Source organism: Vibrio sp. 1580, assembly GCF_033340055.1.
In genome coordinates this window covers 1-549 of sequence record NZ_JAWOVT010000609.1, presented here as the reverse complement: position 1 = coordinate 549, position 549 = coordinate 1, and the positions used below count along the sequence as shown (strand labels likewise).

1 protein-coding gene is annotated in these 549 nt (G+C 40.3%); it reads right to left on the bottom strand.

The features are described from left to right. Positions 1-384 (bottom strand): pilus assembly protein (locus tag R7093_RS27425; RefSeq protein WP_318147307.1); only part of this gene is annotated, 384 nt, incomplete at its 3' end. Between the last annotated feature and the right edge of the window lie 165 nt (positions 385-549).

The following is a 549-nucleotide window of genomic DNA, read 5'->3' as shown; positions in this document are numbered from 1 at the left end:
GATTGGCACGTAATTGTAAGTTGCAGACAAAGTAACCATTTTATTTGTCGAGGTTGGAGGCGTGATAACAATATCCCCAACAGCAATGTAATCAATTATAGGCGTTGAAGACGCTGACGGTGTTCCATACACAACAACATTTTTGATATTGGTTTCATCTGCAATTGAATCAAAATCTAATGTTCCGTAAGTGTCCACCACAGCATATCGCGCGCCATTTTGCAGCGCTTTGTTAACTTCGGTGTATTGTATAAACGCACGACAAACATCTATGACTAAAACAGATAGCATCAATAAAACCGGGAGCACTAAAATAAACTCAACTGCAGCAAGCCCCCGTTGATAATTTTTGCCTAACTGGTTATGAGCTTTAACGTACAACATATTAGGAAGCCTCGCTGAGTGGATCTTTGTAAAGCTGAATTTTGTACAGGCCTTTGTCTGAAGGGTCAGTACCTGTAGATCCATTGTTAATCACGCAGTCTTCCAAAAACTGTCCGTAAATTTCCGATTCGTTCCCTTTTTGCTTCACCTCTTGAAGAAGAAAGA